Below are 23,508 nucleotides of genomic sequence, written 5' to 3' on the forward strand. Positions count from 1 at the left end.
CCCACGTTGCCCTCGCCAGGCGCCGGGCGTATACGAGCGGCCCCCCCGCAAGCCCGACCCGAAAGCGCGGGGATTTCCAGGAGCGAACTCCATGATCGACGTAGTCATGCCCCAGCTCGGTGAGAGCGTGGCCGAGGGGACGGTGACCAAGTGGCTCGTGCGTGTAGGCGACTTCGTGGCGCGGGAGCAGCCGCTCCTGGAGGTCGCGACGGACAAGGCCGACACCGAGATCCCCGCGCCTGCTGCGGGGCAAATCACCGAGATTGATGCGGCCGTAGGGGCGGTGATCGCGAAGGGCGGGCTGCTCTGCCGGCTCGACGAGACGGCGACGGCCGGCGTAGGCGCAGCCGCAACGCGCGCCGTCGTCCCCGCGCCGGCCGAGCCGCAGGCGCCGAAAGAGACGAAGGCCGAGGCCGCGGCCCAGCCGCTCGGTTCGCCTTCGACGCGCAAGCTCGCGCGGGAAGAAGGCGTCGACCTGAGCCAGGTGCAAGGCACGGGCGAGCACGGGCGCATCACGCACGACGACGTGCGCCGCGTGGCCCAGGCCCCCGCGCCCGCGCCGGCTGCGCCTGCCATCCCTCCGCCGGCCCCCGCGCCCGTGCCGGCCCGGCCGATCACGGCCGCTCCGGAGCTCGCGCAGCTCGTGCAGGCGGGCGGCGGGTTCGTCCCGCCGATCCCGGGCGTCGGGTACGGCGCGTACCGGGTCCCGCCCTACACGCCGCGCCCGGGCGACGAGGTGATCCCGTTCTCGCGCCGCCGCCGCATCACGGCCGACCACATGGCGTACTCGAAGATCACGTCGCCGCACGTGGTCACGGTGGCCGAGGTCGATCTGCAGGCGACCACGAAGCTGCGCGAGCAGCACAAGGATCGCTTCAAGAAGGAGGGCGTGCCGCTCACGTTCCTCGCCTTCATCTGCGCCGCGACGGTCCGCGCGCTGCGCGAGCACCCGCACCTCAACGCGCGCGTGCTCGACAACTCCTTCGCCGTGCTCAAGGAGATCAACCTCGGCGTCGCCGTCGACACGCCCGGCGGGCTCATCGTGCCGAGCATCAAGCACGCCGATCAGCTCTCGCTGCGCGGCGTCGCGGCGCAGATCGACGATCTCGCCACGCGCGCCCGCGCCAACAAGATCACGGCCGACGACCTCGCCGGCACGACGTTCACCGTGAGTAACCCCGGCCTCAAGGGCAACCTCTTCGGCGGCGCGATCATCTCGCAGCCGAACGTGGGCATCTTGCGCATGGGCGAGATCAAGAAGCGGCCCGTCGTGGTGACGCGCGACGGCGAGGACGTGATCGCCATCCATCCGGTCATGTACATGGCGCTCTCGTACGATCACCGGATCGTCGACGGCGTGCTGGCGAACTCGTTCCTCTGGCGCGTCGCAGATCTTCTGAGCCGCGGGGAGTTCGAAGTCGGATGACTGTCACGAGCAAACCCGAGGGCCACCGCCCGCTTTCCGAGGTCGATCCGGAGATCGCCGAGCTCATCCGCCGCGAAGAGCGCGCGGAGGCCGACACGATCCGGCTCATCGCGAGCGAGAACTACGTCTCGCGCGCGGTCCTCGAAGCGACGGGGTCGGTCCTGACGAACAAGTACTCGGAGGGCTACCCGCAGAAGCGGTACTACGAGGGCCAGCAGCAGATCGATCAGGTCGAAGAGCTGGCCCGCAGCCGCATGAAGCAGGTCTTCGGGGCCGATCACGTCAACGTGCAGCCCTACTCGGGCAGCCCTGCGAACCTCGCCGTCTACCTCGCGTTCGTGAAGCCCGGCGAGACGATCATGGGCCTCGGTTTGCCCGCGGGCGGGCACCTGACGCACGGCTGGAACGTCAGCATCACCGGCAAGTTCTTCACGAGCGTGCCCTACGGCGTGCGCGCGGACGATCACCGCATCGACATGGACCAGGTGCGCGAACTCGCCCGGACGCACCGGCCCAAGCTCATCTGGTGCGGCACGACGGCCTACCCGCGCACGCTCGACTTCCCCGCGTTCCGCGCCATCGCGGACGAGGTGGGCGCGATCCTCGCGGCCGACATCGCGCACATCGCGGGCCTCGTCGCGGGCGGGGCACACCCGTCGCCGATCGGGATCGCGGACGTCGTGACGATGACGACGCACAAGACGTTCCGCGGCCCGCGCGGCGCGGCCATCCTCTGCAAATCCGAGCACGCCGCGGCGATCGATCGCGCGGTGTTCCCGGGCCTTCAGGGCGGCCCGCACAACCACACGACGGCCGCGATCGCGGTCGCCGCGCGCGAGGCGATGGAGCCGTCGTTCAAGCAGTACGCGGCGCGCGTGGTGGAGAACGCGCGCGTCCTCGGCGCGGCGCTCGAGGCGAAGGGCTTCCGGCTGATCACCGGCGGCACGGACAACCACCTCCTGCTCGTCGACATGACGCCGAAGAACATCGGCGGAAAGCCGTACGCGAAGGCGCTCGATCGGGCCGGGCTCGTGGGCAACTACAACGCGATCCCGAACGATCCGCGCAAGCCCATGGATCCGTCGGGGCTCCGCATCGGCACGCCGTCGATCTCGTCGCGCGGCATGGGCCCGAAGGAGATGGAGCTCATCGCGGGGTGGATGGCCGAGGTCGCCGACCATCCGCAGGACGACGCGCGCATCGCGCGGATCGCCGGCGAGGTGAAGGAGCTCTGCAAGAGCTTCCCCGCGCCCGGCATCGCCTCCTGACGTAGAGCCGCACAAAACACCGCGGGGGCGCCGCTCGTTTCGTCGAGCCGCGCCCCCGTCGTCTTTGGCTCACGCCTCGAGCGAGGCGCGCGTCATCTCACTTCGAGTAGAGCTGCGCCGCGATGACGCCGGCTCCACGCGTCGCCTTGATGACGTACTTGGCCTGTCCCGCCATCGGCCACGGCCACTTGTAGCAATTGCCGCCGCCGCCGAGCGAGGCCTGCTGGCCGCTGCCGCTGTCCTGCGCGAGGACGGGGTTCATGCCGGGGACGGGCGTCGTGGCGACGAGCTGGATGTCGACCTCGCTCGGCCCCGCGCCGACGGCGAGCACCGTGTAGCACTTGCCCGGCTGGAGGTTGACCGGCTCCTCGAGGATGCTGCCCTCGGAGAAGTTGCCCGCGGCGACGTTGCCGTCGCGCTGCATGCCCGGGGCCGACTGCTGGGCGAACGCCGTGAGCGGCAGCGTGGCCGCGCCGGCGAGGTTCGGGTCGATGCGCTGCGCCTGCGCCCCGGTGCTCGTCTGGGTCGTGCCGCCGCCCGTCGTCGTCGTGCCGCCCGGGGCGGGGAAGCCGGGGATCGAGGGGAACTGGAAGCCGCCCGGCGCCGTCGTGGTGCCCTGCGGGGCCGGCTGCTGCGGGGCCGGCTGCTGCTGCTGCGGGTACGGCTGTTGCTGCGGGTACTGCCCCTGCGGGTACTGCCCCTGCGGGTACTGCCCCTGCGGGTACTGCCCCTGCGGGTACTGCCCTTGCGGGTACTGCCCCTGCGGGTACTGGCCCTGCGGGTACTGACCCTGCGGATATTGCTGCTGCTGGTAGGGGTTTTGCTGCTGGTTGGCGGCCGTCTGGGCCGGCTGAGAGTCGTCGGACTTCTCGCAGCCGGTCGCAAGCGCGAGCGCGACGAGCAGCGCGGACGAGATGACGTTGGTTCGAATCAAGGCGACCTCCTCAAGAGTCGGGCGAATCTGGGTCCTACCCTATCAATCAACGCGGGGAACCCGTGAAACTTACGTCTGCCTTCCTGACGGTTTGGACGGGCGTCAAGGAACACCGAATCGGACAGAGCCGTTTTTCGTCCCCACGCTCGCGCACGCGCGGCGCGCCGCGCCCTGCACGCCCCACGTTGGTGAGGTAAACTACTTCATGGATCAGAGGAGCGGGGGGCCGAAGGGGGCGGACATTCCGCCCGGGACGTTCGCGCGCTGGTTCCTGGACGAAGAGCTGAAGCCAGGCGCGGGGATGGGGATCGCGGCAGAGCGCGCGGAGTACCACCTGTGCCGGGCCATCGCGAACCTCGAACGCGGCATGCTGCGCGAGGCGCTCGACGACGCGAACACGGCCGCGCACCTCGACGAGTCGCTCCGGGCCCGGGCGCTCATCGTGGCCCGGATATGCATCCAGCGAGAGATGGAGGAGCTCGGCGCGCCCGTACGATGACGGCGATGGCGGCCATCGTCGCGCCTCGAACGGTCTCATCGGTATGTGGCCCCGCGTAGCCGTCGGGTGTATGAGCCCGACTCTGTCTCGCGCGGCGTATCTCTGCGCCCCTCGAGCCTCGAGGAGGGTCCGATGACGCGTTCGATGGTGTGCATGGGGGCCGCTGCGGCGGCCGTGTCGATGATGGTGATGGTGATGTCCGCGGGCTGCGGCAGCGAGCCCGAGACGCCGCCGCAGCCGGGGCCGGACGCCGGCTTTGTGCCGCCTCCGCCCCCGCCGCCCCCGCCCCCGCCCCCGCCCCCGCCGACCGTGGCGGCATGTGACTCGGTGCAGTCGCTGGCGCTGACGACGATGGTGCAGGGGCGCGAGAAGGTGGAAGCGCCGAACATGAAGGCCGAGGGCGGGCAGCTCTGCATGGTGGTGCCCGAGGGGCAGACGGCGTCGACGCCGACGATCATGCTGGAGCCGGGCTTCTGCTACACGGTGATCGGCCAGGGCGCAGGCGGGGTGACGGAGCTCAACCTGGCGCTCACGCTCGACATGGCGGCGGCGCTGCCGCCGCAGCTCGGCGCGCTCGCGGCGAACCCGACGCTCGCGGTGGATCAGGAGACGGGTTCGTCGGCGTCGATCGGCCAGAAGACGAGCTGCTACGCGTGGCCGTGGCCGGTGCCGGCGATGGTGAAGGTCAACGCGACGGCCAAGACGGGCTCGGGCCCGGTGGCCATCCAGATCTACAAGAAGAAGAAGTGACGCATCGCCGGGCGGCGCGGCTCTCCGCATAGGGAGGGCTGCGCCGCAGCGCGGCAGACCGTTGGAGCTCAAAGCTCCTCGTCTCTCCGCTCAGGACCACAAAAAACGAACGGCCCACGCGCATCGCGAGGGCCGTTCGTCGCGCGCTGCTGCCGCGACGGGAGCAGCGGTTTCTCAGGCGAGAGCGTCCTTGATCGCCTTGATCGGGCGCGCACGCACCGACTTGCTGGCGGGCTTCGCCGGGAAGGTCATCGGCTGCTTGGTGAAGGGGTTGATCCCCTGGCGGGCCTTCGTCGCCGGCCGCTTCACCACCCGGAACTTCGCGAAGCCCGGCAGCGTGAAGACGCCCGACTTCTTCAGCTCACGGTGCCCGACCGTGACCAGAGACTCGAGCACACTCTTGACCTGCTTGCGGGAGATCTCGTCCCCAGCAGCTTCCGTGATCGCCTGGATCAGAGCGCTCTTGCTCAACGACTTCTTCGCCCCGCCCCCAGCACTCTTCTTGGTCGCCATTGCAAATTCCTCCGAGCTCCGCGTCGCGCGCGACCCCTCGCCGCGCGCTCGGCTCGGGTGAACCATACACGGCGTGCGTCGCGAAAAAAGCGAAATCTTCGGGGGAAATAGCGATTTCGGCGCGGAGAGTCGCTCTACCAGGCGGTGAACGGGCTGAAAGAGGGGTGAGTCGCCGAGGAGAAGGACCACAAAACAGCGCCAAAACAGCCTGAAAACAGGCCTCGGCGAGGGTTCGGCGCGGCGGCGGGGATGAAGGAGGAGGAGGGCGCGCGCCGCGGATGCCCGCGGCGCATGGTTTCAGAAGGGCGGAAAATGAGCTGGATCAGTCGCTCGCGAGCTCGTCGGCGAGGTCGCGCGCGGCGTCGAGGTTCGCGTCCTCGGCGAGCGCCTTCTCGACGAGGAGGCGCGCTTTGCCGCGATCGCCTTGCGCGACCGCGAGCTTGCCGAGGTGCAAATACGCGAGCGCGCGGCCCCGCGACGTCGTGCCCTCGACCGAGCCAGGCGCCGTGATCTTCATCATCGTGACGGCCCGAAGCGCGCGCGAAGCGACGTCGTGCTCGCCACGATCGACCGCGATCTCACCGAGCTCGAGCGCGATGTCGGCGCTGCCCGGATCGCTATCGAACGCCTTGGAAAGCTGCTCGAACGCGACGTCGTCATTGCCCGACGCGCGCTCGACGTGCGCGAGCGCGCGGTGCGCAGCCGCGAGCGTCCTCGAGCGACGTCCCTCGTACGCGGCGACGGCGTTCGTGGCGAGCGGGCGCGCCTCGTCGACGCGACCCGCCCCGACATACGCCTCGGCGAGCACGATGACGGGCTCCCACGCGTCCGGCTGCCGCCGGCGCGCGTCCTCGACGAGCTCGATCGCGGCGCCCGCGCCCTCGGGCGTCGCGAGGAGCAGGCGCGCGGCGTGGAGCAAGAGCTCGACCGCGGCCGCACCTTCGACGTTCGCCGCCGCAGAGGCGATCGAGGCCGCCGCGAGCTGGTGATCCCCCATCTCGCTTTGAGCCCCAACGAGCTCGGCGACGAGGGCGCGATCGAGCGGGTCGATGTCGAGCGCGCGCTTCAGGATCTCGATGGCGCCCGGGAGATCCTGCTCCTTGTCGCGGAGGATCGCGGCGGCCTTGCGGAGGCAACCGACGCGCTCTTCCTTGCCGGTCCGGCCCTCCGCCTCGATCTGATAGACGTCCGCGATCTTGCGGAAATCCTCGCGGGACTCGAAGCGCTCCTTCAGCTTGACGCCGAGGACCGTGCTCGTCGGGAACGCGCGGTAGCCCGCTTCGAGGGCGCGATCGACGCCGTCCTCGTCGCCCTGCTCGGCGCGGATCGCCGCAAGCCTCTGCGCCGTCGCCTCCGCGGCCTCGCCCTTCTCGGCGCCGAGGAGCTTTTCGAGCGCGTCCGCGAGCTCCGAGGCGTCCTCGGCCTTCTCGCAGATGCGCACGATGGCGCGCAGCGCGTCGAGGTTCGTCGCGTCCCAGTCGAGGATGCCGTGGTAGGCGTCGCGGGCGCGAGCGGCCTCGCCTTGCTGCTCGAGGAGCGCGCCGAGTCGCATGGAGAGCGACGCGACGCCGGCCGTGTCCTCGCGGTCCTTGGCGAGGTCGATGCGGCGCTCGAGGAGCGAGGCGAGATCCTCGAAGCGGCCCGCGGCCTCCAGCAAGCCGGAGAGCAGCGTGGCCGCCTCCGCGTTCGCCGGATCGTCGTCGAGCAGCTCCGTGAGGGTCGTGATCGCCTCGTCGGCGCCGCCTTCACGCTTCTGCGCGAGGCGCGCGCGCTCGAGGCGCATGCGCGAGCGGTCCTCGACCGTCTCGAGCAGCGGGACGACCTGCTCGATGAGGCGCCCGAGGGCCTCGTCCTCGCCGAGGTTTCGGTAGAGATCGGCGAGCGGGCCCCAGAGGTCGCGATCGGCAGGCTCGCGCTCGAAGAGCTCGGCGTAGAGGCGCGCCGCGCCCGCGAGATCACTGAGTTTGTCGCGCGCGATCGAGGCCGCGGCGAGCAGGTGGCCCCGCTCGTCGCCGGGCGCAGCCACGCGCCCCGCGCGCTCTTCGAGAGCCCGCGCCTCGGCCCAGTCCTCGGCCGCGGCGCGCACCTTGGCGAGCGCCACGAGGGCCCAGAGGTCGTCCGACGTATCGGAGGCGCCCTCCTCGCGGGTGAGCGCGCGCCGCAGGACGGATTCGACGAGCGCCGTGTCCCCGAGGCCCTCGGCGACGGAGACGGCCTCGCGGTAGAGGTCGGCCCCGCGCTCGGGCGCGAGCAGGACGAGCGCGTCGACGAGCGCGCGGGAGCGATCGTGCTGGCGCGCGAAGCGCTCGAAGAGCGGGGCGATCTGCGCCGCGTTCTCTTCACGCTGGAGGCCGAGGCGGAAGATGGCCTCGGCGCGATCGGGCGACGCGTCGAGCGAGAGAGCACGCTCGAGCGCGGGCACGCCGCGCGCCGCACCGCCGGGCTCGCGCAGCGCGAGCTCGGCGAGGCGGTAGAGACCATCGGCGAGCTCCGCAGGCGGCGCGCTCTCGCTCGCAGCGGCGATCCGCTTCTCGAGGAGAGAGATCTGCCCCTCGCGATCCCCGCGCTGCTCGCAGGAGGCCTCGAGCGCGCGCCAGACCTCGTGGATCCGGCGATCGCCCGGCCGCTCCAGCAAGAGCGCCTCGGCGCGTCGGAACGCCTCGTCCGCCTGGGCCGCGTCGCCACCTTCACCGGAGAGCGCACGACCGAGGTGGAGGAGGAGATCGACGAGCGGAGGATCGACCGTCGTCGCAGCGACGAGTTTACGCAGAGCGTCGAGGTACTTCTCGACCGCGCCAAGGCGGCGAGCGAGCCCGAGCGCCGAGCGATGCGCGTCCCCGGAGGTCGGCCGCACGGCGAGCGCGCGGAGCCAGAGCGAGAGCGCGTCCTCGGCGCGGCCGAGGTGTTGCTCGTAGAGCGAAGCGAGCTCGGCGAGCACGGGCGCGGAGGCCGCCGCGTCGCCGCCCGCGCCATCGAGCCGGAGCTCGAGCGCGCGCGCGAGGAGCGCGTGGTTCTGGCGGCCGCGGAGGGCGCGCACGAGGCGATCGGCCTCGTCGGGGCTCTCGCGCGAGGCCTCGAAGGCGGACTCCACGTGCTCGGCCGAGCGATCGGGATCGCCCTGGCGATCGGCGATCTCGGCGAGCGCGATGAGCACCTCGGTGCGGGTGACGGCCGGGCTGCCCTGCTCGTCGCGCAGGCGCCGCACCATCATGAGCAACGAGCGGTACGTGCGCTGCGCCCGATCGTACTGGCCCTCGTCGAAGGACAGGCGCGCGAGCGCGAGCAGGATCTCCGGGTGCGTCGGGTCGATCTTGAGCGCGACGTCGAGCTCGGCCAGCGCAGCCTTGCGATCACCCGACGACAGGAAGACCCGCGCCAGGTAGTAATGCACGATCGCGCGATCCTTCGGCCGGCGGCTGCCGTACGCGTCGATGATCTGGCGAAGGATGTTCGACGCCTCGTCCGAGCGGCCCGCGGCGCTCAGCGCGTCGCAGAGCGAGAGCTTGATCGCGCGATCGTCGGGCGTGAGCTGCGACGCCTGCTCGAGCAGCGGGACAGCCGCCTCGGGCTTGTTCCGCTTCGAGAAGTGCAGGTCGGCGGCCTCGCGGAGGAGCGCCGTACGCTTCGCGGCGTTCTCCGTGTGCGCGGCCTCGATGGCGATGAGCTCGGCGAGCGGGCCCCACGCCTCGGCCTCGCGGTAGAGGACGGAGAGGCGCGCCCGGAGCGGCGCCGGGTCGGCCACGCGGCCCTGGGCCTCCTCGAGCCGCTGCTGCGCGAGCGCGGGCTCTCCCGAGGCGATGTAGGCCTCGGCGAGGCGCAGGACGGGGTGCGGCGAGGCGTCGGCCGGCGCGTCCGTGCAGATGGTCTCGAGGACCTCCGCGGCGGCCGCGTGATCGCCGCGCGCCGTGAAGAGGCGCGCGAGCGCGTCGAGCGATGCCATGTCGCGGTAGCGCGCGGCGCGGCGGTAATCGCTGATGGCGCGCGGGAGATCCCCGACGCGCGTCTCGGCGATGATCGCGGCCCTCCGCCAGAGCTCGGCGGCCGTCGTGGTGTCGCGATCGGCCTCGCGTCGCGTCGCCTGATCCTCCCAGAGCGCAGCGAGCGCGCCGTGGTCGCCGCGCTCGCCGAAGAGCTCGGCGAGTTTGTCGACGGAGGGCGCGTGCGAGGGGCTCTCTTCGAGGTTCTTGCGCAAGGACCCGATCGCGCGATCCGCGTCGCCCGACTCGACGAGCAGGAACGCGAGATCGAGGCGCAGGTCGACGCGCGAGAGGACCTCGTCGGCCACGGAGATCTGGCGCTCGCGCAGGGTGAGGAGCTCGGCGCGGCGCCCCTCCTTGCGATAGAGTTCTTCGAGGCGCGAGCCGACGAGCTCGTCGGTCGGATCCTCGCCGAAGAGCTCCTCGTAGATCACGATCGCCGGCTGCGCGTCGGAGATCTCGGCGGCAGCGAGGCGCAACGCGCGGCGGCGCGAGGGCTCGAAGGGCAGCTTCGCGCCGTCGAGGCAGAGCGCGACGACACGCACGAGGTCCCCCTCGTCGCGGCAGATGCGCACGAGGACGTCGAGCGCCCACGCGGCGAAGCTCGCGGCCTCGCTGAGCGGATCCGAGCCCTCGCCGACCCAGCGCGCCTCGGCCTTCTGGAGCATGGCCTCGGCGATGCTCTTCGCGAGGCTCGGATCGCCCACGTGGTCGCTGGCGACGGTGACCGCCTCGCGGTGCAGCGGGAGCGCGTCCGCGGAGACCTCGCTGAGGCGCAGCAGCGCGTCGACGAGCGGCTTGCCGGGCGCGTGGCGGCGCAGCTCGACGAGCGCCGCGAGCATCTCGGCGTTCGTCGGGTCGTACGTGAGCGCGCGCTCGATGGCGATCTCGGCCGCGCGCTCGTCCCCGCGACGATCGCGGTGCCAGAGCGCGACGCTCCACCAGAGGGCACGCGCGACGTCGGGCGGGACGTCGCCCTGCGCCTCGATCGCCGGGAACGCCTCGGCGATGTCGGCCCAGCGATCCGCGATCGCGGCGAGGCGCAGGACCTCGGCCGAGAGCTCGGGCGTCTTCACCGCGGCGAACGCGCGCCAGACGGCGTCGAACGCCGCAGCCGGGTCGTTGCGACGGTGCTCGTGCAGCGACGCGGTCTCCGCGAGGATCGCCGTACGCTCGGCGGCGGACGTCGCGGCGGCGAGGCGCGGCTCGAGCAGGTCGATGGTGCGTTGCCAGTCGCCCGAGGCCGCATAGGCCGCCGTGAGGACACGGACGGCAGCGGCGAGGATGGGCCTGCGCGCCTCGTCGTCGAGGTCGATGAGCGAGAGCAACGACTCGAGGCCGGAGAGCGCGACGCCCCCCGGATCGGCGCAGCGGATCGCGGCCTCGTAGCTCGCGACGGCCTCGGCCCACTGCGAGGTGCGATCACGCTGCACGTCGCCGAGGCGGCGGTAGAGCTCCGCCGCGCGGGCGGCGTTCGTCCCGGCCTCGTCGGCCTGGGCCGCGCTCGTGCGGAGTAGCTCCACGAGATCGGGCCAGCGCGCCGCCTTTTCGAGGAGCCGGGCGAGCGCGTCGCAGCTCTCGTCGTCGGCGCCAAAGCGGGCGCGCACGCCTTCCCACACGGTGATCGCGCGGGCGACGTCGCGCAGCTCCTGGTCGCAGATCGCCGCGACGCGCACGAGATCCTGCCGCGCGGCGTCGCCTTCCGTGAGCTCGGCGCGGCGCTCGAGGACCTCCGCGAGCTCGCCGAAGCGGCTCTCGGCTTCGAGATCGAGGGCGAGGCCCCCGAGCGCGTCGAGGTCGCGCGGCTCGTCGGCGAGGCGGGCGCGATACGCCGCGATGGCGCGCGGTTTGTCGCCGAGCTCGCTCGACGCGATGCGCGCGACCTCGAGCAGCGTGGCGCGCCGGGCGTCGGGATCCTTCTCGAGGCGCGCGAGCCGTTCGAGGACCTCGCAGCGCTCCGCCGAGCGACCCTCCTCCGCGAGGAGGCGCTCGAGATCACGCGCGGGGCCGACGACGAGCTCGGGGTGCTCGGGTTCGAGTGAGAGGATCGTCCGGCCGAGATCGATCGCGCGACCACGGTCGCCGAGCTTCTCGACGTAGATCGCCGACGCGCGGGAGAGGAGCTCGATCTTGAGCGCGCCGGCGGCGCCCTCGGAGACCCCGACGAGGACCTCCGCGAGCCGATCGAAACGATCGACCCGCGCGGCGAGGCGCTCGAGCTCGGCGCGGTGGGCCGGCTCGGCGGGCTCCAGCGCGACGAGCGCGGCGAGGCTCTCCAGCGCGCTCGCCGGGTCGTCGAGGACGTCGGCGCGCAGCGAGACGATCTCGCGCAGGAGCGCGCCGCGCGCGGCCGGATCGATCGCGGCTTCGAGGCGGACGGCGAGCACGCGCGCGAGGTCCTCGTGGCGCTCCTCGCTGCGGTAGCGTCGTTCGAGGACGACGGCGGCGCGCTGGCGGGCCGTGGTCTCGGCCTCCGCGCTCGGGCGGATGGAGAGCGGCTCGTCCGAGCCCGTGGCGGCAAGCACGCGCTCCAGCAGGTCGAGCGCCTCGGCGCGCGAAGGCTCGACGGAGAGCATCTCCTCGACGACGCGGAAGGCTGCGTCGGGCTCGACGACGCCTTCCAGCCAGAGCGTGGCGATCCGCGCGCGGAGCTTCTGCGCCGCCTCGACGTCGAGCGAGGCGAGCTCGTGCGAGAGCAGATCGATGAGCGGGCGATGGCGCCCGAGGCGCTCGTAGAGCCGCTCGAGCGAGGTGCGGATCTTCTTGTCGCGCGGCTTGAGCGGCAGAAGCTGCTCCAGGTACTGCACGGCGCGATCCGGATCGCCTGCGAGGTCCTTCGCTGACTCGGCCGCGTCCTCCAGGAGCTCGACCCGCGCGAACTTGTCGTCGGTGCGCTCGATGGCCTGATCGTAGAGCGAGAAGAGGTCGGACCAGCGCTCGTTCTGGTTGTAGGCGAGCTTCAAGCGCTCGAACGCCCAGAGCGCGTCGGGGGCGACGTCGACGACCCGACGCAGGAGCTTCATGACGGCGTCCTGATCGTCGAAGAAGAACTCCTCGTGGTAGTCGACCGAGCGCCGCCCGAGGTCGTCGAGCGTGTCGGGATCGAGCTCGCGCACCGTGTCGGAGTCGAGCTTCTTGCGGTAGGCCTCCGCGACGAGATCGGGCCTGTCGGCATCGCGCCCGAGCTGCTCGGCGCGGTCCCAGAGCGCGGCGTCGTAGGGCAGCTCCTCGACCGCGCGCACGGCGAGGTCGAGCGCGATCTCCGGCGCGGCGCCGGGCCTGTCGAGCAGCCGCGTGAACCAGCCAGCGCGGAGATCCACGAGGTCGGTCGCGTCCGCGGGCGTCGCGATGAGCAGCTTGAGGATCCGCGCGGCGATCGACTCGTCTTCCGTCGTGTCGCAAGCGCGCTCCAGCATCTCGGCCGCGCGCCGGCGGGACTCGGGCCGCGCGAGCGCTCGCTCGAGGAGCACGAGCGCGCCCTCGTTGCCCGGATCGGCTTCGAGCACCGGCTCCACCGCGGCGAGCGCCTCGTCGACGCGGCCGAGCCGATCGAGCAGGAGCGTCGCGAGCTCGAGCTCGAGCGCCGTCCGCTCCGCGCCCTCGCGCAGATCGCGGCGCGCGGCCATGATCGCCGCTGCGCCCTCGACGTCGCCGAGGTCGAGCAGGAGCCGGCTCCGCGCCGCGAGCGCAGCGTCGTTCTGCGGATCCTGCTCCAGCACGCGGGCGTAGAGGTCCGCGGCCGCGCGCGGATCCTTGAAGACGTTCTCCTCGGCCGAAGCCCACGCGAGCAGGGCCTCGATGCGACGATCCCCCTCCGCGCGCTGCAGGCGGAAGCCGAGCACCCAGCGGCGATCGTCGAGCCGCGCCTGCGAAGGCGGGCTCCGATCGAGGAACGCTTCGAACGCCTCGACCGCGGTCCAGGGATCCGAAGCGCCCTGGATCATGCTCCGGTACGCGACCGCGGCGTCCTCCTGGCGATCGGGATCGGCCCCGAGCACACGCGCGCGCGCCGCCTGGAGCGCCTCGCGCGGGCCGACATCGAGCGCGCCCTCGTCCGCGAGGAGCGCGTCCGCCGCGCCCACGAAGCGCGTGGTCGCCTTCGCGTGGATGGCCGCGTCCTCGAACGCGAGCAGTTTGTCCGCGCGCTCCGCGGCATCCGCCGCGGTGCGGAAGAGGACCTCGTAGACCGCGGGCAGCTTCTCCCACGCCTCGGAGCGACGGTAGAGATCGACGAGCCGCTCGGCGGCCTCGCGATCGTCGGCCGAGAGCGCGAGCACGCGTTCGAAGAGGCGCTCGGCGAGCGGGTTGTCTCCGCCGCCGTCGGCGAGGTCGCCGGCGCGCCGGTAGTCCTCGATCGCGGCCGCCGTATCCCCGAACGCCTCGGCCTTCAGCGCGGCGAGGTGATCGAGCCACCGCGCCTCGGAGAGCGGGCCGTCCGCCGTCGAGATGCGCCGCTCGAGCAGCACACGATAGAGATCGTTGTCGCCTGCCTTCCGCGCGAGGTCCGCGATCCGATCGAGCGTCTCGTCCGAGAGCGTGGTGCCCTCGTCGAGCAGGCTCCGGTAGTGCTGCCGCGCGCGATCGATCCACCCGCGCGAGGCGGACAGGTTCGCCATGCGCAGCGTGATCCCCGCGCGCTCCTCCGCGTCGGCCGCGCGCTCCACGCCGCCGATCAGGGCCGCGTAGAGGCCCTCTGCATCCGAGCCCTCCTCGAGCACGTCGAGCAGCGCTTCGTACGCGCCCCGATCCCCCGCATCCTCCTCCAGCGCGCGACGGTACGTGGCCGCGGCGGCCGCGAGGTCCCGCAAGCCGCGCCGCTCGATCGTGCCGATGGAGTGGAAGATCTGGCGACGCCGATCCGGATCCGTCGTCGTGGCGAGCGCGCCCTTGTAGAGCGCGAGCCGCTCCTGCGGCGAGCCGTACTTCTCCAGCAGGCCGTCGATGCGCGCGATGAGGTCGGGCGACGAAGGCTCGAACGCGAGCGCGTTCCGGAGCACGGACAGCGCGCCGACGAAGTCACCGTAGATCGCGAGCGCTTCGCCCGTGGCCTTCGCGAGCTCCGCGATCGCCGGGTGATCGACGTTCCGGTTGCCGAGGGCCTGGATCAGGATGCCGGCACGGCGTGCGGCGTCGTCCCCCGCGAGACGCTCCACGGTCGACAGCCACTCCGGCACGTCGTCGGCCATGTCGTTCGTCGCGATGCGCAGACCGAGGCCAGCGAACTGCAACGCGCGCTTCACGTCCCCGAGCTCCCCCTCCGCGATCTGCGCGGCTTCGCGCAACGCGGCGAGCCGATCGGAGGCCTCCTTCGCGACGTCCCCGCGCACTTCGAGGACCTTGAGCAGGCCCTGCGTGGCGCCCTCCTCGCGGTAGATCGGTTCGAGGACGTCGGCCGCGCCGAGCCGATGCTCACCGGTACCGAGCATGCGCTCCACGGCCTGACGGCACGTCTTGTCGGAGCGATCGAGGTCGAGCGCCTGGCGATACGCGTCGAGCGCGCCTGCGCCGTCGCCGAGGCGGCCGAGCCGCACCTGCGCGAGCTTCGCGAGGATGGCGATCCGCTCCTCCGAAGGCGCGAGGCCCGCTTCGGCGTCGAGCGTCTGCGCGAGCTCGTCCCAGCGCTGCTCGCGTTCGAGCAACGGAAGGATGCGCGCGTGAATCTCGCGCGTCGGACCGTACGTCTGGAGGAACCTTCGCCAGCCGTCGAGCACCGCGCCGAGATCGCTCGAGCGCGCGGCGCGGAGATCGGCCGCGCGGAACGCGAGGTCCCGCGCGGCTTCCCTGTCGGTCTCGAGGGCCGCGCGACGTTCGAGGACATCGGCGAGCGAGACCTCGTCTCCTGCGGCCTCGTAGAGGCGTTCGAGCGCGGGCAGGGCGTCGCTCTCCAGCGACGTGCCGATGAGCTTCCGGTACGCGGCGATCGCGCCGGTCGCATCCCCGAGCGTCTCCTCGCGCAGCCGCGCGAGCCGCTCGGCCGCGCCGACGCGCGCGTCGGGCTCCGGCTCGATGTCGCTCAGCCGATCGAGCGCCGCGGCGAGCGCGGTCCAGTCGGAGGCCTGCTCGCACAGATCCGCGAGGGCCCGCGCCGCGCGCACGCCCGGGTCCTCCGCGAGCCCCGCGTCCACGGCGCTCTGGAACGACGCGCGCGCACGCTTCGGATCTCCCGTCTCCAGGAAGAGCTCACCGAGGTCGGCGGCGATCTTCGCGCGCACGAGCGGATCCTTCGCGCCGGCGGAGGCGCGCGTGAGCACGCGCGTCACGTCGAGCCGACGATCGAGCGCCGCGCCGATGGAGCGGTAGCGCGCGCGCACCTCGTCGTCGTTGGGATCGACCGTGAGGATGCCCTCGTAGAGCGAGAACGCGGCGCCGAGATCGCCGAGGTGCTGGTACTGCAGGGCCGCGAGCCGCTTCTGCGCTTCGAGCCTTCGCGGCCCGCGCACGCTGTCGATCTGGATCGTCAGCATGCGCGCCGCGTCCTCGTACTGCTCGCGCGACATGAACACGCTCTCGATGGCGGCGGCGGCGCGCGCGGCGAGCGTCTTGTGCGTGAGGAGCTGCTCGCAGGTGCGCCACGCGAGCTCGCTGTCGGGGTTCTTCTTGAGCACCTCCTCCGCGTGCGGCAGCGCCTTCTCGATCTCGTGCAGGCTGACCGTGTAGAGCTCGATGGCCTGTTCGCGCAGCGCGAGGAGGTCCTCGTCGGCGGGCGGCGGGTCGGCGGCGATCGCTTGCTCGTAGAGCTTCGCGACGTCGGCGTAGCGGCCCGCGGCGATGAACCGCTCGGCCATCGCGTTGCGGCTGTCGGCGTCGGTCGGGTCGAGCCGGAGGATCTGCTGGTGCAGCTTGAACGCCTTGTCCTCCTCGCCGGGAAGCGCGGCGAGGATCTGGACGGCGGCGCGAAGGAACGCGAGCTGCTCTTGTTTGTCCGGACGGTGCGCCGCCATCTGCGTGTAGAGATCGGCGAGCTTCGTCCAGTCCTCGCGGTCGCGCAGGATGGCTTCGAGGCGCTGGAACGCGTCGACGTTGCCCGGCGAGAGCTGCATGACGCGCTCGAGGTGCGGCTGCGCCGTCGCGCCGTCGCCGGCGTAGTCGACGAGGAACGCCGAGGCGCTGAGCAAGAGCTCGATCTGCGCGGCCGGCTGCAGCAGGCGGATCTTTCGGTCGCGGCAGATGACGTCGTAGGCAGCGGCGAGCTCGGCGATGCGGTTGTCCCGATGCGCAGCCTGATGGAGCATGTCCCAGAGCTCGCCGGGGCTCGCGCCCTTCGCGAGGGCCTGAGCGAGCAAATCCAGGAGCGCGGGCTCGTTCTCGACCGTCTGTTCCAGGGCCGAGGCAACGGTGTCCAGCTGCGGTACGGCGCGACCGGTCTTCGATTCCTGCATGTCCCTTCCCGAGCCGCCGGGGAAAATCGGCGCGGCGGAGAACGTATCAAGGATCGTTCGGACGGATCGCATTGATCTGAATCAGCCGCGGGCAAAATCACGATATGCGGCTGGAACCCCGGGCGACCCCGTCGGCCACCTCGCCTCCGCCCCCCGGGGGTGGCCCCGCGCAGGGGGCGTGGGTTACGCTGCGTCACCGTGCGAACGACACGTCGTGGCTTCCTGATCGGCGCCTCCGCGGCCGCGTGGACGCTCGGCGTAACGCGACGCGCCGAAGCCGAACCGACGCACGATCTCGGCGGCCCCGATCTCGACGTGCGTGACCTCGATCTTCCCGGGGATCGCGCGCTCGGCCGACGCATGACCCTCTCGATCCCGCGTGGCCTCGATCCCACGAAGGCCCCGGCGCCGCTCCTCGTCCTCTTGCACGGCCTCGGCGAGACCGGCGACGAGCGCATGGGCGCCTACGCCTGGCTCGAACGGTACGGCCTCGCGACGGCGTACGCGCGGCTCTGCCGGCCTCCCGTCGCGCGCACGTCGAAACGGCTGGACTTCACCGACGAGCATCTCCGCGCGGTCAACGAGGAGCTCACGCGCGCGCCTTTCCGCGGCTTCGTGATCGCCTGTCCCTACACGCCGAACGTCAACAAGGCGACGAACCCCAAGGCCGCGCTCGACGGATACGCGCGCTGGATCGCCGAGGTCGTCGTGCCGCGCGCGCGCCGCGAGGCGCACGTGGCCAGCGACGTCGCGCGCACCGCCCTCGATGGCTGCTCGCTCGGAGGCTACGTCGCGCTCGAAGTCTTCTCACGAAGGCCCGACGCCTTCGGCGCGATCGGCGTCGTGCAGACGGCGATCGGCGCCCATCGGGCCCCGGGGTACGCCGATCGCCTCGCGACCCTCCTCGCCGCCCACGGCGCGCGCGGCGTGCACGTCGAGACGAGCACCGCGGATCCGTTTCGCGCGGCGAACGAAGCCCTCTCCACCGAGCTCGCCAAGCGCAAGGTCCCGCACGACGTCATCGTTTTACCGGGGCCGCACGACCAACCCTGGCTCCGCGAGGTCGGCACGCTGGAGATGCTCCGCTGGCACGACCGCCGCTTCCGAGGTTTGTCCGCTCCGAACCCCTGAGCGTCAGGCCTCGCCCACGCTCCGCATCGACATCATCACGGCAGGCGTGAGCCCGTGCAGCGCGTAGGCGCGCTCCCACCGATCGTCCACGTCGACGTCGAACAGCACGCCCTCGTCGAGCGGCGTCGGGAGCCACGCGCCCGTCCCGATCTCGCGTTCGAGCTGCCCCGGGCCCCATCCGCTGTAGCCGAGCATCACCATCCGCCGCTTCGGATCCGGCGCGCCCGCTTGCGAGACCCGCTCCTGCACGAGCTCGTCGAACGCCAGGCGGCGCGACGTGATCCGGATCCGACCGTCCACGGCGAGCACGCCTTCCTGCTCCGCGTCGAGGCTCGGATCCACGCAGAGGATCCAGCCCATCGTCGGCGCCACCGGACCTCCGAGGAACACCGGCCCCTCGTCCTTCGACTCCGGACCTTTGTACCCCGCGAGCTTCAGCACCTCGCCGAGCGACATCGGGGCGACGCGGTTCACCACGAAGCCGAGCGCGCCGTCCTCGTTGTGCACCGCGAGCAGCACGACCGTCCGATCGAAGTTCGGATCTCCGAGCGGAGGCGAAGCGATCAAGAACCCGGGCGCGAGCGAGCGGTGGGCTGTCTTCATCCGTTCCCATCTTAATCGAATTCACGGTCGCCGGAGCGCCCGCTCCATGCTCTGCCTCGCGCTACGATCGCCGAGATGCGCGACAACACGGAAGGAACGCCGCTTCGCTCGCGCCCCTGGGTCACCGTGCACTTCGCGCAATCCCTCGACGGCCGCATCGCCACGTCGACCGGCGATGCGCGCTGGATCAGCGGCCAGGAGACCACGCGCTTCGCCCACGCCCTGCGCGCGGCCACGGACGCGGTCCTCGTCGGGTCCGGCACGGCGCTCGCCGACGATCCGCGGCTCACGGTGCGGCACGTGCCGGGAAAACAACCCTTGCGTGTCGTGCTCGACACCCGCGGCCGCGTGCCTCCCGCCGCGCAGCTCTTCCGCGACGCCACCACACGCACGCTGCACGTCACGCGGCGCGCGCCGGACGTGATGCCGCCGCCCCACGTCGAGTGTTGCGCGCTCCCCGTCGCGAAGAGCGGCGAAGGCATCCACCTCGACGCGCTGCTCGTCGCCCTCGCGGAGCGCGGCACCCGCGAGCTGCTCGTCGAAGGCGGCCGCGCCGTGATCACTTCGTTCCTTCGTGCGGGACTCGTCGATCGGCTCGTCGTCACCGTCGCCCCTCTCATCATCGGCGCGGGCATCGAGGCCGTCGGCGATCTCGGCACGCGCAAGCTCGATCAAGCCTTGCGCCTCGAGCTCCGCCGCGTCCTCCACGTCGGCGGTGACGTGCTGCTCGAGCTCGCCCGCGAAGGCGCGCCGCCCTTGCCGCTCTCGCTCCCCGATCCCGTCTCGGTAGCCTCGTGACCCGGGCACGCGCGATCTGGTTCGAACGCCCCGGCGTCGCCGCCGTGCGCCACGAACCCCTCGCCGATCCGGGCCCGCGCGAAGCCCTCGTCCGCACGCTCGCGTGTGGCGTCAGCGCCGGAACCGAGCGCCTCGTCCTCACGGGCCGCGTCCCGCCCGACATCCGCGCCGTCATGGCCCTGCCCACGCAGCGTGGCTCGTTCGACCTGCCGACGAGCTACGGCTACGCGGCCGTCGGCGTCGTCGAGGCGATCGGCGCCGGCACGTCGCCTGCGCTGCTCGGCCGCACGGTCTTCGCGCTCCACCCGCACCACGATCATTTCATCTCAAACGAACTCGCGCTCCGCCCTCTGTCGGGCAGCATCCCCGCGCCACGCGCCACGCTCGCGGCGAACCTCGAAACGGCGCTGAATGCGGTGTGGGACGCGGAGATCGCGCTCGGCGAGCGCGTCGTCGTCGTGGGCCTCGGCGTCGTGGGCCAGCTCGTCGCCCGCCTCGCCACGCGCGCGGGTGGCCACGTCGCGTGCATCGACCCGGACGAACGCCGCGCCGCGCTCGCGTGCGAGCTCGGATGCGCCGCCGCACTCCCCTCGATCGACGCCGCGATCGTCGCCGAGGCCGACGTCCTGATCGAGGCCTCCGGCTCCCCCGAAGCCCTCGCCGCGCTCGTCGCCTCCGCCGGCCCCGAAGCGCGCATCCTCGTCGTCTCGTGGTACGGCGAGCGCGGCGTGACCTTGCCCCTCGGCGGCCGATTCCACCCGAACCGCGTCACGATCCGCTCGAGCCAGGTCGGCGCGATTCCGCCCGCGCGCCGCGCTCGTTTCACGTTCGACCGACGCTTCTCCGTCGTGAACGAACTGCTCCGCGACGAGCACCTCGATCGCCTCGTCGGTCCCCTCGTTCCCTTCTCCGATGCGCCCCGCCTGTACGCGTCGCTCGCGGCAGGCGAGGCGTGGAATCCGCCGCATCGCGTGCTCGATCCGTCACGTTGATCTGCTTCGCCTGCGGTATCCTCGAGCCCATGTACACGGTCGGCGTTCGCGATCACATCATGGTGGCTCACCGCCTCGACGGTGACGTCTTTGGGCCCGCACAACGCATGCATGGCGCGACGTACGTGGTCAGCATCGAGGTCGAGCAGGAAGAGCTCGACGAGCACGGCGTCGTCTGCGACATCGGCATGCTCCGCGCGAAGCTGCGCAGCGTCCTCGATCTCATCGACTTCCGGAACCTCGACGATCACCCGGGTTTCTCGCCCGGCAGGTCCACGACCGAGGCGATCGCGCGGTACATCCACCGCGAGCTCGGGCACGTGCTGCCGCTCCGCGCGGGCACGATGCTCACCGTCGTGCTCGACGAGTCGCCGAACGCGTGGGCCAAGTACCGCGGGCCGATCCGGCCGGCGTCGACCATGCCCGGCGCGGAGCTCGGGGTTGCTTGATGGCGCGCGCGTCGCGTTCGTCGTCGATGGCCCGCTCGATCAACCAACGGGCGGCTACCTCTACGATCGCCTCGTCGCCTCCGGCCTGAGCGCACGCGGCTGCCACGTCGACGTCGTGAACCTCGACGTGCGTGGCCCGCTCTCCCCGCTGCGCGAAAACGCGCGCCTCCTCAACCTCCTCGCGCCGCCAGCTTCCTCGCCCCGCGCATACGACGTCGTCATCGTCGACGAGCTCTGTCACCCACGCGCCGCGCTCGCCGCCGCGCTGCGTGCGCGCTCGTCTGCTTCCCCGCGCCTCGTCACGTTGCTCCATCACCTCGCCGCGAGCGAACGAACGGGCATCTCCGCGAAGCTGCGCCTCGCTCTCGAACGCGGGCTCCTCGCCGCCTCCGATCACGTCGTGGTCACGAGCGAGACCACCGCGCGTGTTGCCATCGCCGCGGGCATCTCGCCGGCTCGCATCACCGTCGTGCCTCCCGGCCGCGATCGACTCGGCGCGCGCGCAGCGCCGCCTTCGCGCGCACGCGGCGCCCCCGTGCGCCTGCTCTTCCTCGGCGCGCTCACGCCACGCAAGGATCCGCTCTGCTTGCTCGAAGCGTTCGCCGCCGTCGCCGCGCGCGCCGTCCTCACGCTCGCAGGACCTGCCGATCGTGACGCGCTCTACGCCGCGCGCGTGCTCGCCGCGGCATCTCGCTTTGGAAGCCGCGTGCGCGTCACGGGCGCCCTCCCCGACGAAACACTCGCGCGCGAGCTCGGCGCGCACGACGTCCTCGTCCTCCCGAGCCGCTACGAGGGGTACGGCATCGCGCTCGCCGAGGCTGCCTCCCACGGCCTCGCCATCGTGTCATGCCACGCGGGCGCGATCCCCGAGGTCGTCCGTCACGGCGAAGAGGCCCTCCTCGTACCGCCCGGCGATGCTCGGGCCCTCGAAGCCGCGCTCGTCCGCGTCGTGCACGACGAAGAGCGCCTCGACGCCATGCAACATGCCGCCCTGCGACGCGCGGCGACGTTGCCTACGTGGGCCGACACCCAGGATGCCTTCTGCCGTGCGGTATTCCCGGCAGCGCGTTGACGCCCCCTCACCTCGCGCCCTCTTTTTGCCGCGTTCACGAATCCCCGAACCACGCCCGCCTTCCGTTCTAGAATGGTTCGGAGCTCGTTCGGATGGGCCACGCCATGCACGACGATCACGCCGTACAGACCTCCCGCTTCGAGGGCGCCGTGGAGGATGCTCTCGCGGGGGTCCGGGGCCTCTTCCGCCTCATCGTGGAGAAGACGAGTGAGCTCGTCGTCGTGCACCGCGGCGGCAAGATCCTCTACGCGAACCCCACGCTCATCGCGTGCCTCGGCTACGAGAACGCCGAGTCGCTCTACGGCCGCCCCCTCGGCGAGATCCTCCACGCCGAGGACGTCACGCGCGAGAACCGCCGCGTGCGCGTCATGCTCGCGACGAACGAGGCCGCGCCGCTCTACACCTACCGCCTCGTGCGCCGCGACGGCTGCATCCTCACCGTCGAGGTCGCGTCCGCGCCCGCGCACTTCGAGGGCGGCACCGCCGTCATCAGCCTCTGCCGCGACATCACCACGCGCATCGAGACCGAGGCGCGCGTCTACCAGGCGAACCTCATGAACTCCATGGGCACGCTCGCCGCCGGCGTCGCCCACGAGATCAACAACCCCCTCGCCTACGTCACGCTCAACATCGCGCTCGTCACGAAGAAGCTCGAAGACCTCGCGAGCGCCTCCGGCGCGCGGGGCGACGTCGAGACGCAGTCGCTCGCGCGCGAGCTGCTCGGCTTCTGCGGCGAGGCCCTCGACGGCACCGAGCGTGTCGCCCAGATCGTGCGCGACTTCCGCGTCTTCTCCAGCGCCAACCAGGAAGAGCGCCGCCCCATCGACGTGCGCCGCGTGCTCGACGCCTCCATCAAGGTCGCCGACAACGAGATCCGCCACCGCGCCCACCTCGTCCGCAACTACGGCGACGTCCCGCTCGTCCACGCGAACGAGGCCCGCCTCGGGCAGGTCTTCTTGAACCTGCTCGTCAACGCGCTCCAGGCCCTCCCGCAAGGCTCGGCGCAGACGAACGAGATCCGCGTCGTCACGGCCACGCACAAGGTCTCGGGCAGCGCGCTCATCGAGATCCGCGACAACGGTCCCGGCATCCCGCCCGAGATCATGAACCGCGTCTTCGAGCCCTTCTTCACGACCAAGCCCGTCGGCGTCGGCAGCGGCCTCGGCCTCTCGATCTGCCGCAGCATCGTGAGCGCGCACGGCGGACGCATCGAGATCGAGAGCGAGGTCGGCAAAGGCACGGTCGTCCGCGTCACGCTCCTGCCCGCCGAAAGCGTCGATCTCGGCGGCGAGCCTCGCTCCGAAATTCCGAAGCTCGCGCCCGTTGTCCCGCGCCTCTCGGTCCTCGTCGTCGACGACGAGCCCGCGCTCCTCTCGGCCATCGTGCGCCAGCTCGAGCGCAACCACGACGTCGACGGGCGGACGAGCTGGAAGGGCGCGCTCGAAGCGCTCGCGGACAAACGCTACGACGCCGTGCTTTGCGACGTGATGATGCCCGGGGTCTCCGGGTTCGACATCCACCGCTCGCTCTGCGAGCGGATGCCCGAGTCGAACGAGCGCATCGTGTACATGACGGGCGGCGCCTTCACCCAGGAGGCGCGGAGTTTCCTGGCCCAGGCCCCGAACCGGTGCCTGGAAAAACCCTTCTCGCCCGCCGACCTCGAAGAGATCCTCCGCGCGATCGCCCCGCGCGCGCGCGCGTCGTCCTCGGTTTGAGC

At 71.8% G+C, this 23,508-nt stretch carries 14 protein-coding genes; 10 read left to right on the forward strand and 4 right to left on the reverse strand.

Annotation, left to right across the window (positions count from 1 at the left end):
• Positions 1-91: 91 nt before the first annotated feature.
• The gene (locus QHF85_RS19460) at positions 92-1,426 is read left to right on the forward strand and encodes a dihydrolipoamide acetyltransferase family protein (RefSeq protein WP_281328727.1); all 1,335 of its coding nucleotides are present in this window, start codon (positions 92-94) and stop codon (positions 1,424-1,426) included.
• Entirely contained in the window at positions 1,423-2,694 is a 1,272-nt protein-coding gene (gene glyA, locus QHF85_RS19465; protein WP_281328728.1) for a serine hydroxymethyltransferase, read from the forward strand. Before QHF85_RS19460 ends, glyA begins: the two co-directional genes overlap by 4 nt.
• 97 nt (positions 2,695-2,791) lie before the next feature.
• Here glyA and QHF85_RS19470 read toward each other — a convergent pair whose 3' ends face one another.
• Entirely contained in the window at positions 2,792-3,628 is an 837-nt protein-coding gene (locus tag QHF85_RS19470) for a hypothetical protein (protein ID WP_281328729.1), read from the reverse strand.
• 205 nt (positions 3,629-3,833) lie between these two features.
• On the opposite strand from QHF85_RS19470, the gene QHF85_RS19475 reads away from it, so the two are divergent.
• Together QHF85_RS19475 and QHF85_RS19480 are read left to right on the forward strand one after the other, a co-directional pair.
• Complete coding sequence (locus QHF85_RS19475; RefSeq protein WP_281328730.1) at positions 3,834-4,127, forward strand: hypothetical protein; 294 nt, start codon at positions 3,834-3,836, stop codon at positions 4,125-4,127.
• A gap of 132 nt (positions 4,128-4,259) precedes the next feature.
• A complete protein-coding gene (locus tag QHF85_RS19480) occupies positions 4,260-4,877 on the forward strand; it encodes a hypothetical protein (RefSeq protein ID WP_281328731.1) in 618 nt (205 codons plus the stop codon).
• A gap of 174 nt (positions 4,878-5,051) precedes the next feature.
• Here QHF85_RS19480 and QHF85_RS19485 read toward each other — a convergent pair whose 3' ends face one another.
• Both QHF85_RS19485 and QHF85_RS19490 read right to left on the reverse strand, forming a co-directional pair.
• A complete protein-coding gene (locus QHF85_RS19485) occupies positions 5,052-5,390 on the reverse strand; it encodes an HU family DNA-binding protein (RefSeq protein ID WP_153818780.1) in 339 nt (112 codons plus the stop codon).
• 322 nt (positions 5,391-5,712) lie between these two features.
• Complete coding sequence (locus tag QHF85_RS19490) at positions 5,713-16,746, reverse strand: tetratricopeptide repeat protein (RefSeq protein ID WP_281328732.1); 11,034 nt, start codon at positions 16,744-16,746, stop codon at positions 5,713-5,715.
• 198 nt (positions 16,747-16,944) lie between these two features.
• Here QHF85_RS19490 and QHF85_RS19495 point away from each other — a divergent pair, with 198 nt between their 5' ends.
• Positions 16,945-17,877, forward strand: coding sequence for a hypothetical protein (locus QHF85_RS19495; protein ID WP_281328733.1), 933 nt, complete (start codon positions 16,945-16,947; stop codon positions 17,875-17,877).
• A 3-nt stretch (positions 17,878-17,880) separates the two neighbouring features.
• On the opposite strand, the gene QHF85_RS19500 is transcribed toward QHF85_RS19495, so the two are convergent.
• Positions 17,881-18,480, reverse strand: a complete 600-nt coding sequence (locus QHF85_RS19500) for a YqgE/AlgH family protein (protein ID WP_281328734.1) — start codon at positions 18,478-18,480, stop codon at positions 17,881-17,883.
• Positions 18,481-18,555: 75 nt separating this feature from the next.
• Here QHF85_RS19500 and QHF85_RS19505 point away from each other — a divergent pair, with 75 nt between their 5' ends.
• The 5 genes from QHF85_RS19505 to QHF85_RS19525 all read left to right on the forward strand — a co-directional run bounded on the left by QHF85_RS19505 (position 18,556) and on the right by QHF85_RS19525 (position 23,506).
• Positions 18,556-19,278, forward strand: a complete 723-nt coding sequence (locus QHF85_RS19505) for a RibD family protein (protein WP_281328735.1) — start codon at positions 18,556-18,558, stop codon at positions 19,276-19,278.
• Positions 19,275-20,270, forward strand: coding sequence for a zinc-binding dehydrogenase (locus QHF85_RS19510; RefSeq protein WP_281328736.1), 996 nt, complete (start codon positions 19,275-19,277; stop codon positions 20,268-20,270). The genes QHF85_RS19505 and QHF85_RS19510 overlap by 4 nt, the downstream gene beginning before the upstream one ends.
• 29 nt (positions 20,271-20,299) lie before the next feature.
• Positions 20,300-20,719, forward strand: coding sequence for a 6-carboxytetrahydropterin synthase (locus QHF85_RS19515; protein ID WP_281328737.1), 420 nt, complete (start codon positions 20,300-20,302; stop codon positions 20,717-20,719).
• Positions 20,712-21,791 carry a glycosyltransferase family 4 protein gene (locus QHF85_RS19520; RefSeq protein ID WP_281328738.1) on the forward strand — a complete coding sequence of 360 codons (1,080 nt, stop codon included), beginning with the start codon at positions 20,712-20,714 and terminating at the stop codon, positions 21,789-21,791. Before QHF85_RS19515 ends, QHF85_RS19520 begins: the two co-directional genes overlap by 8 nt.
• A 104-nt stretch (positions 21,792-21,895) precedes the next feature.
• Entirely contained in the window at positions 21,896-23,506 is a 1,611-nt protein-coding gene (locus QHF85_RS19525) for an ATP-binding protein (protein WP_281328739.1), read from the forward strand.
• Positions 23,507-23,508: the final 2 nt, after the last annotated feature.

This window comes from Polyangium sp. 6x1 (assembly GCF_029946515.1).
Taxonomy (GTDB): Bacteria; Myxococcota_A; Polyangia; order Polyangiales; family Polyangiaceae; genus Polyangium.

Coding starts and splice junctions, on each gene's coding strand:
- QHF85_RS19485 (WP_153818780.1), bottom strand. CDS start 5,390: ATGGCGACCAAGAAGAGTGCTGGGGGCGGGGCGAAGAAGTCGTTGAGC.
- glyA (WP_281328728.1), top strand. CDS start 1,423: ATGACTGTCACGAGCAAACCCGAGGGCCACCGCCCGCTTTCCGAGGTC.
- QHF85_RS19515 (WP_281328737.1), top strand. CDS start 20,300: ATGTACACGGTCGGCGTTCGCGATCACATCATGGTGGCTCACCGCCTC.
- QHF85_RS19460 (WP_281328727.1), top strand. CDS start 92: ATGATCGACGTAGTCATGCCCCAGCTCGGTGAGAGCGTGGCCGAGGGG.
- QHF85_RS19490 (WP_281328732.1), bottom strand. CDS start 16,746: ATGCAGGAATCGAAGACCGGTCGCGCCGTACCGCAGCTGGACACCGTT.
- QHF85_RS19475 (WP_281328730.1), top strand. CDS start 3,834: ATGGATCAGAGGAGCGGGGGGCCGAAGGGGGCGGACATTCCGCCCGGG.
- QHF85_RS19505 (WP_281328735.1), top strand. CDS start 18,556: ATGCGCGACAACACGGAAGGAACGCCGCTTCGCTCGCGCCCCTGGGTC.
- QHF85_RS19525 (WP_281328739.1), top strand. CDS start 21,896: ATGCACGACGATCACGCCGTACAGACCTCCCGCTTCGAGGGCGCCGTG.
- QHF85_RS19500 (WP_281328734.1), bottom strand. CDS start 18,480: ATGAAGACAGCCCACCGCTCGCTCGCGCCCGGGTTCTTGATCGCTTCG.
- QHF85_RS19480 (WP_281328731.1), top strand. CDS start 4,260: ATGACGCGTTCGATGGTGTGCATGGGGGCCGCTGCGGCGGCCGTGTCG.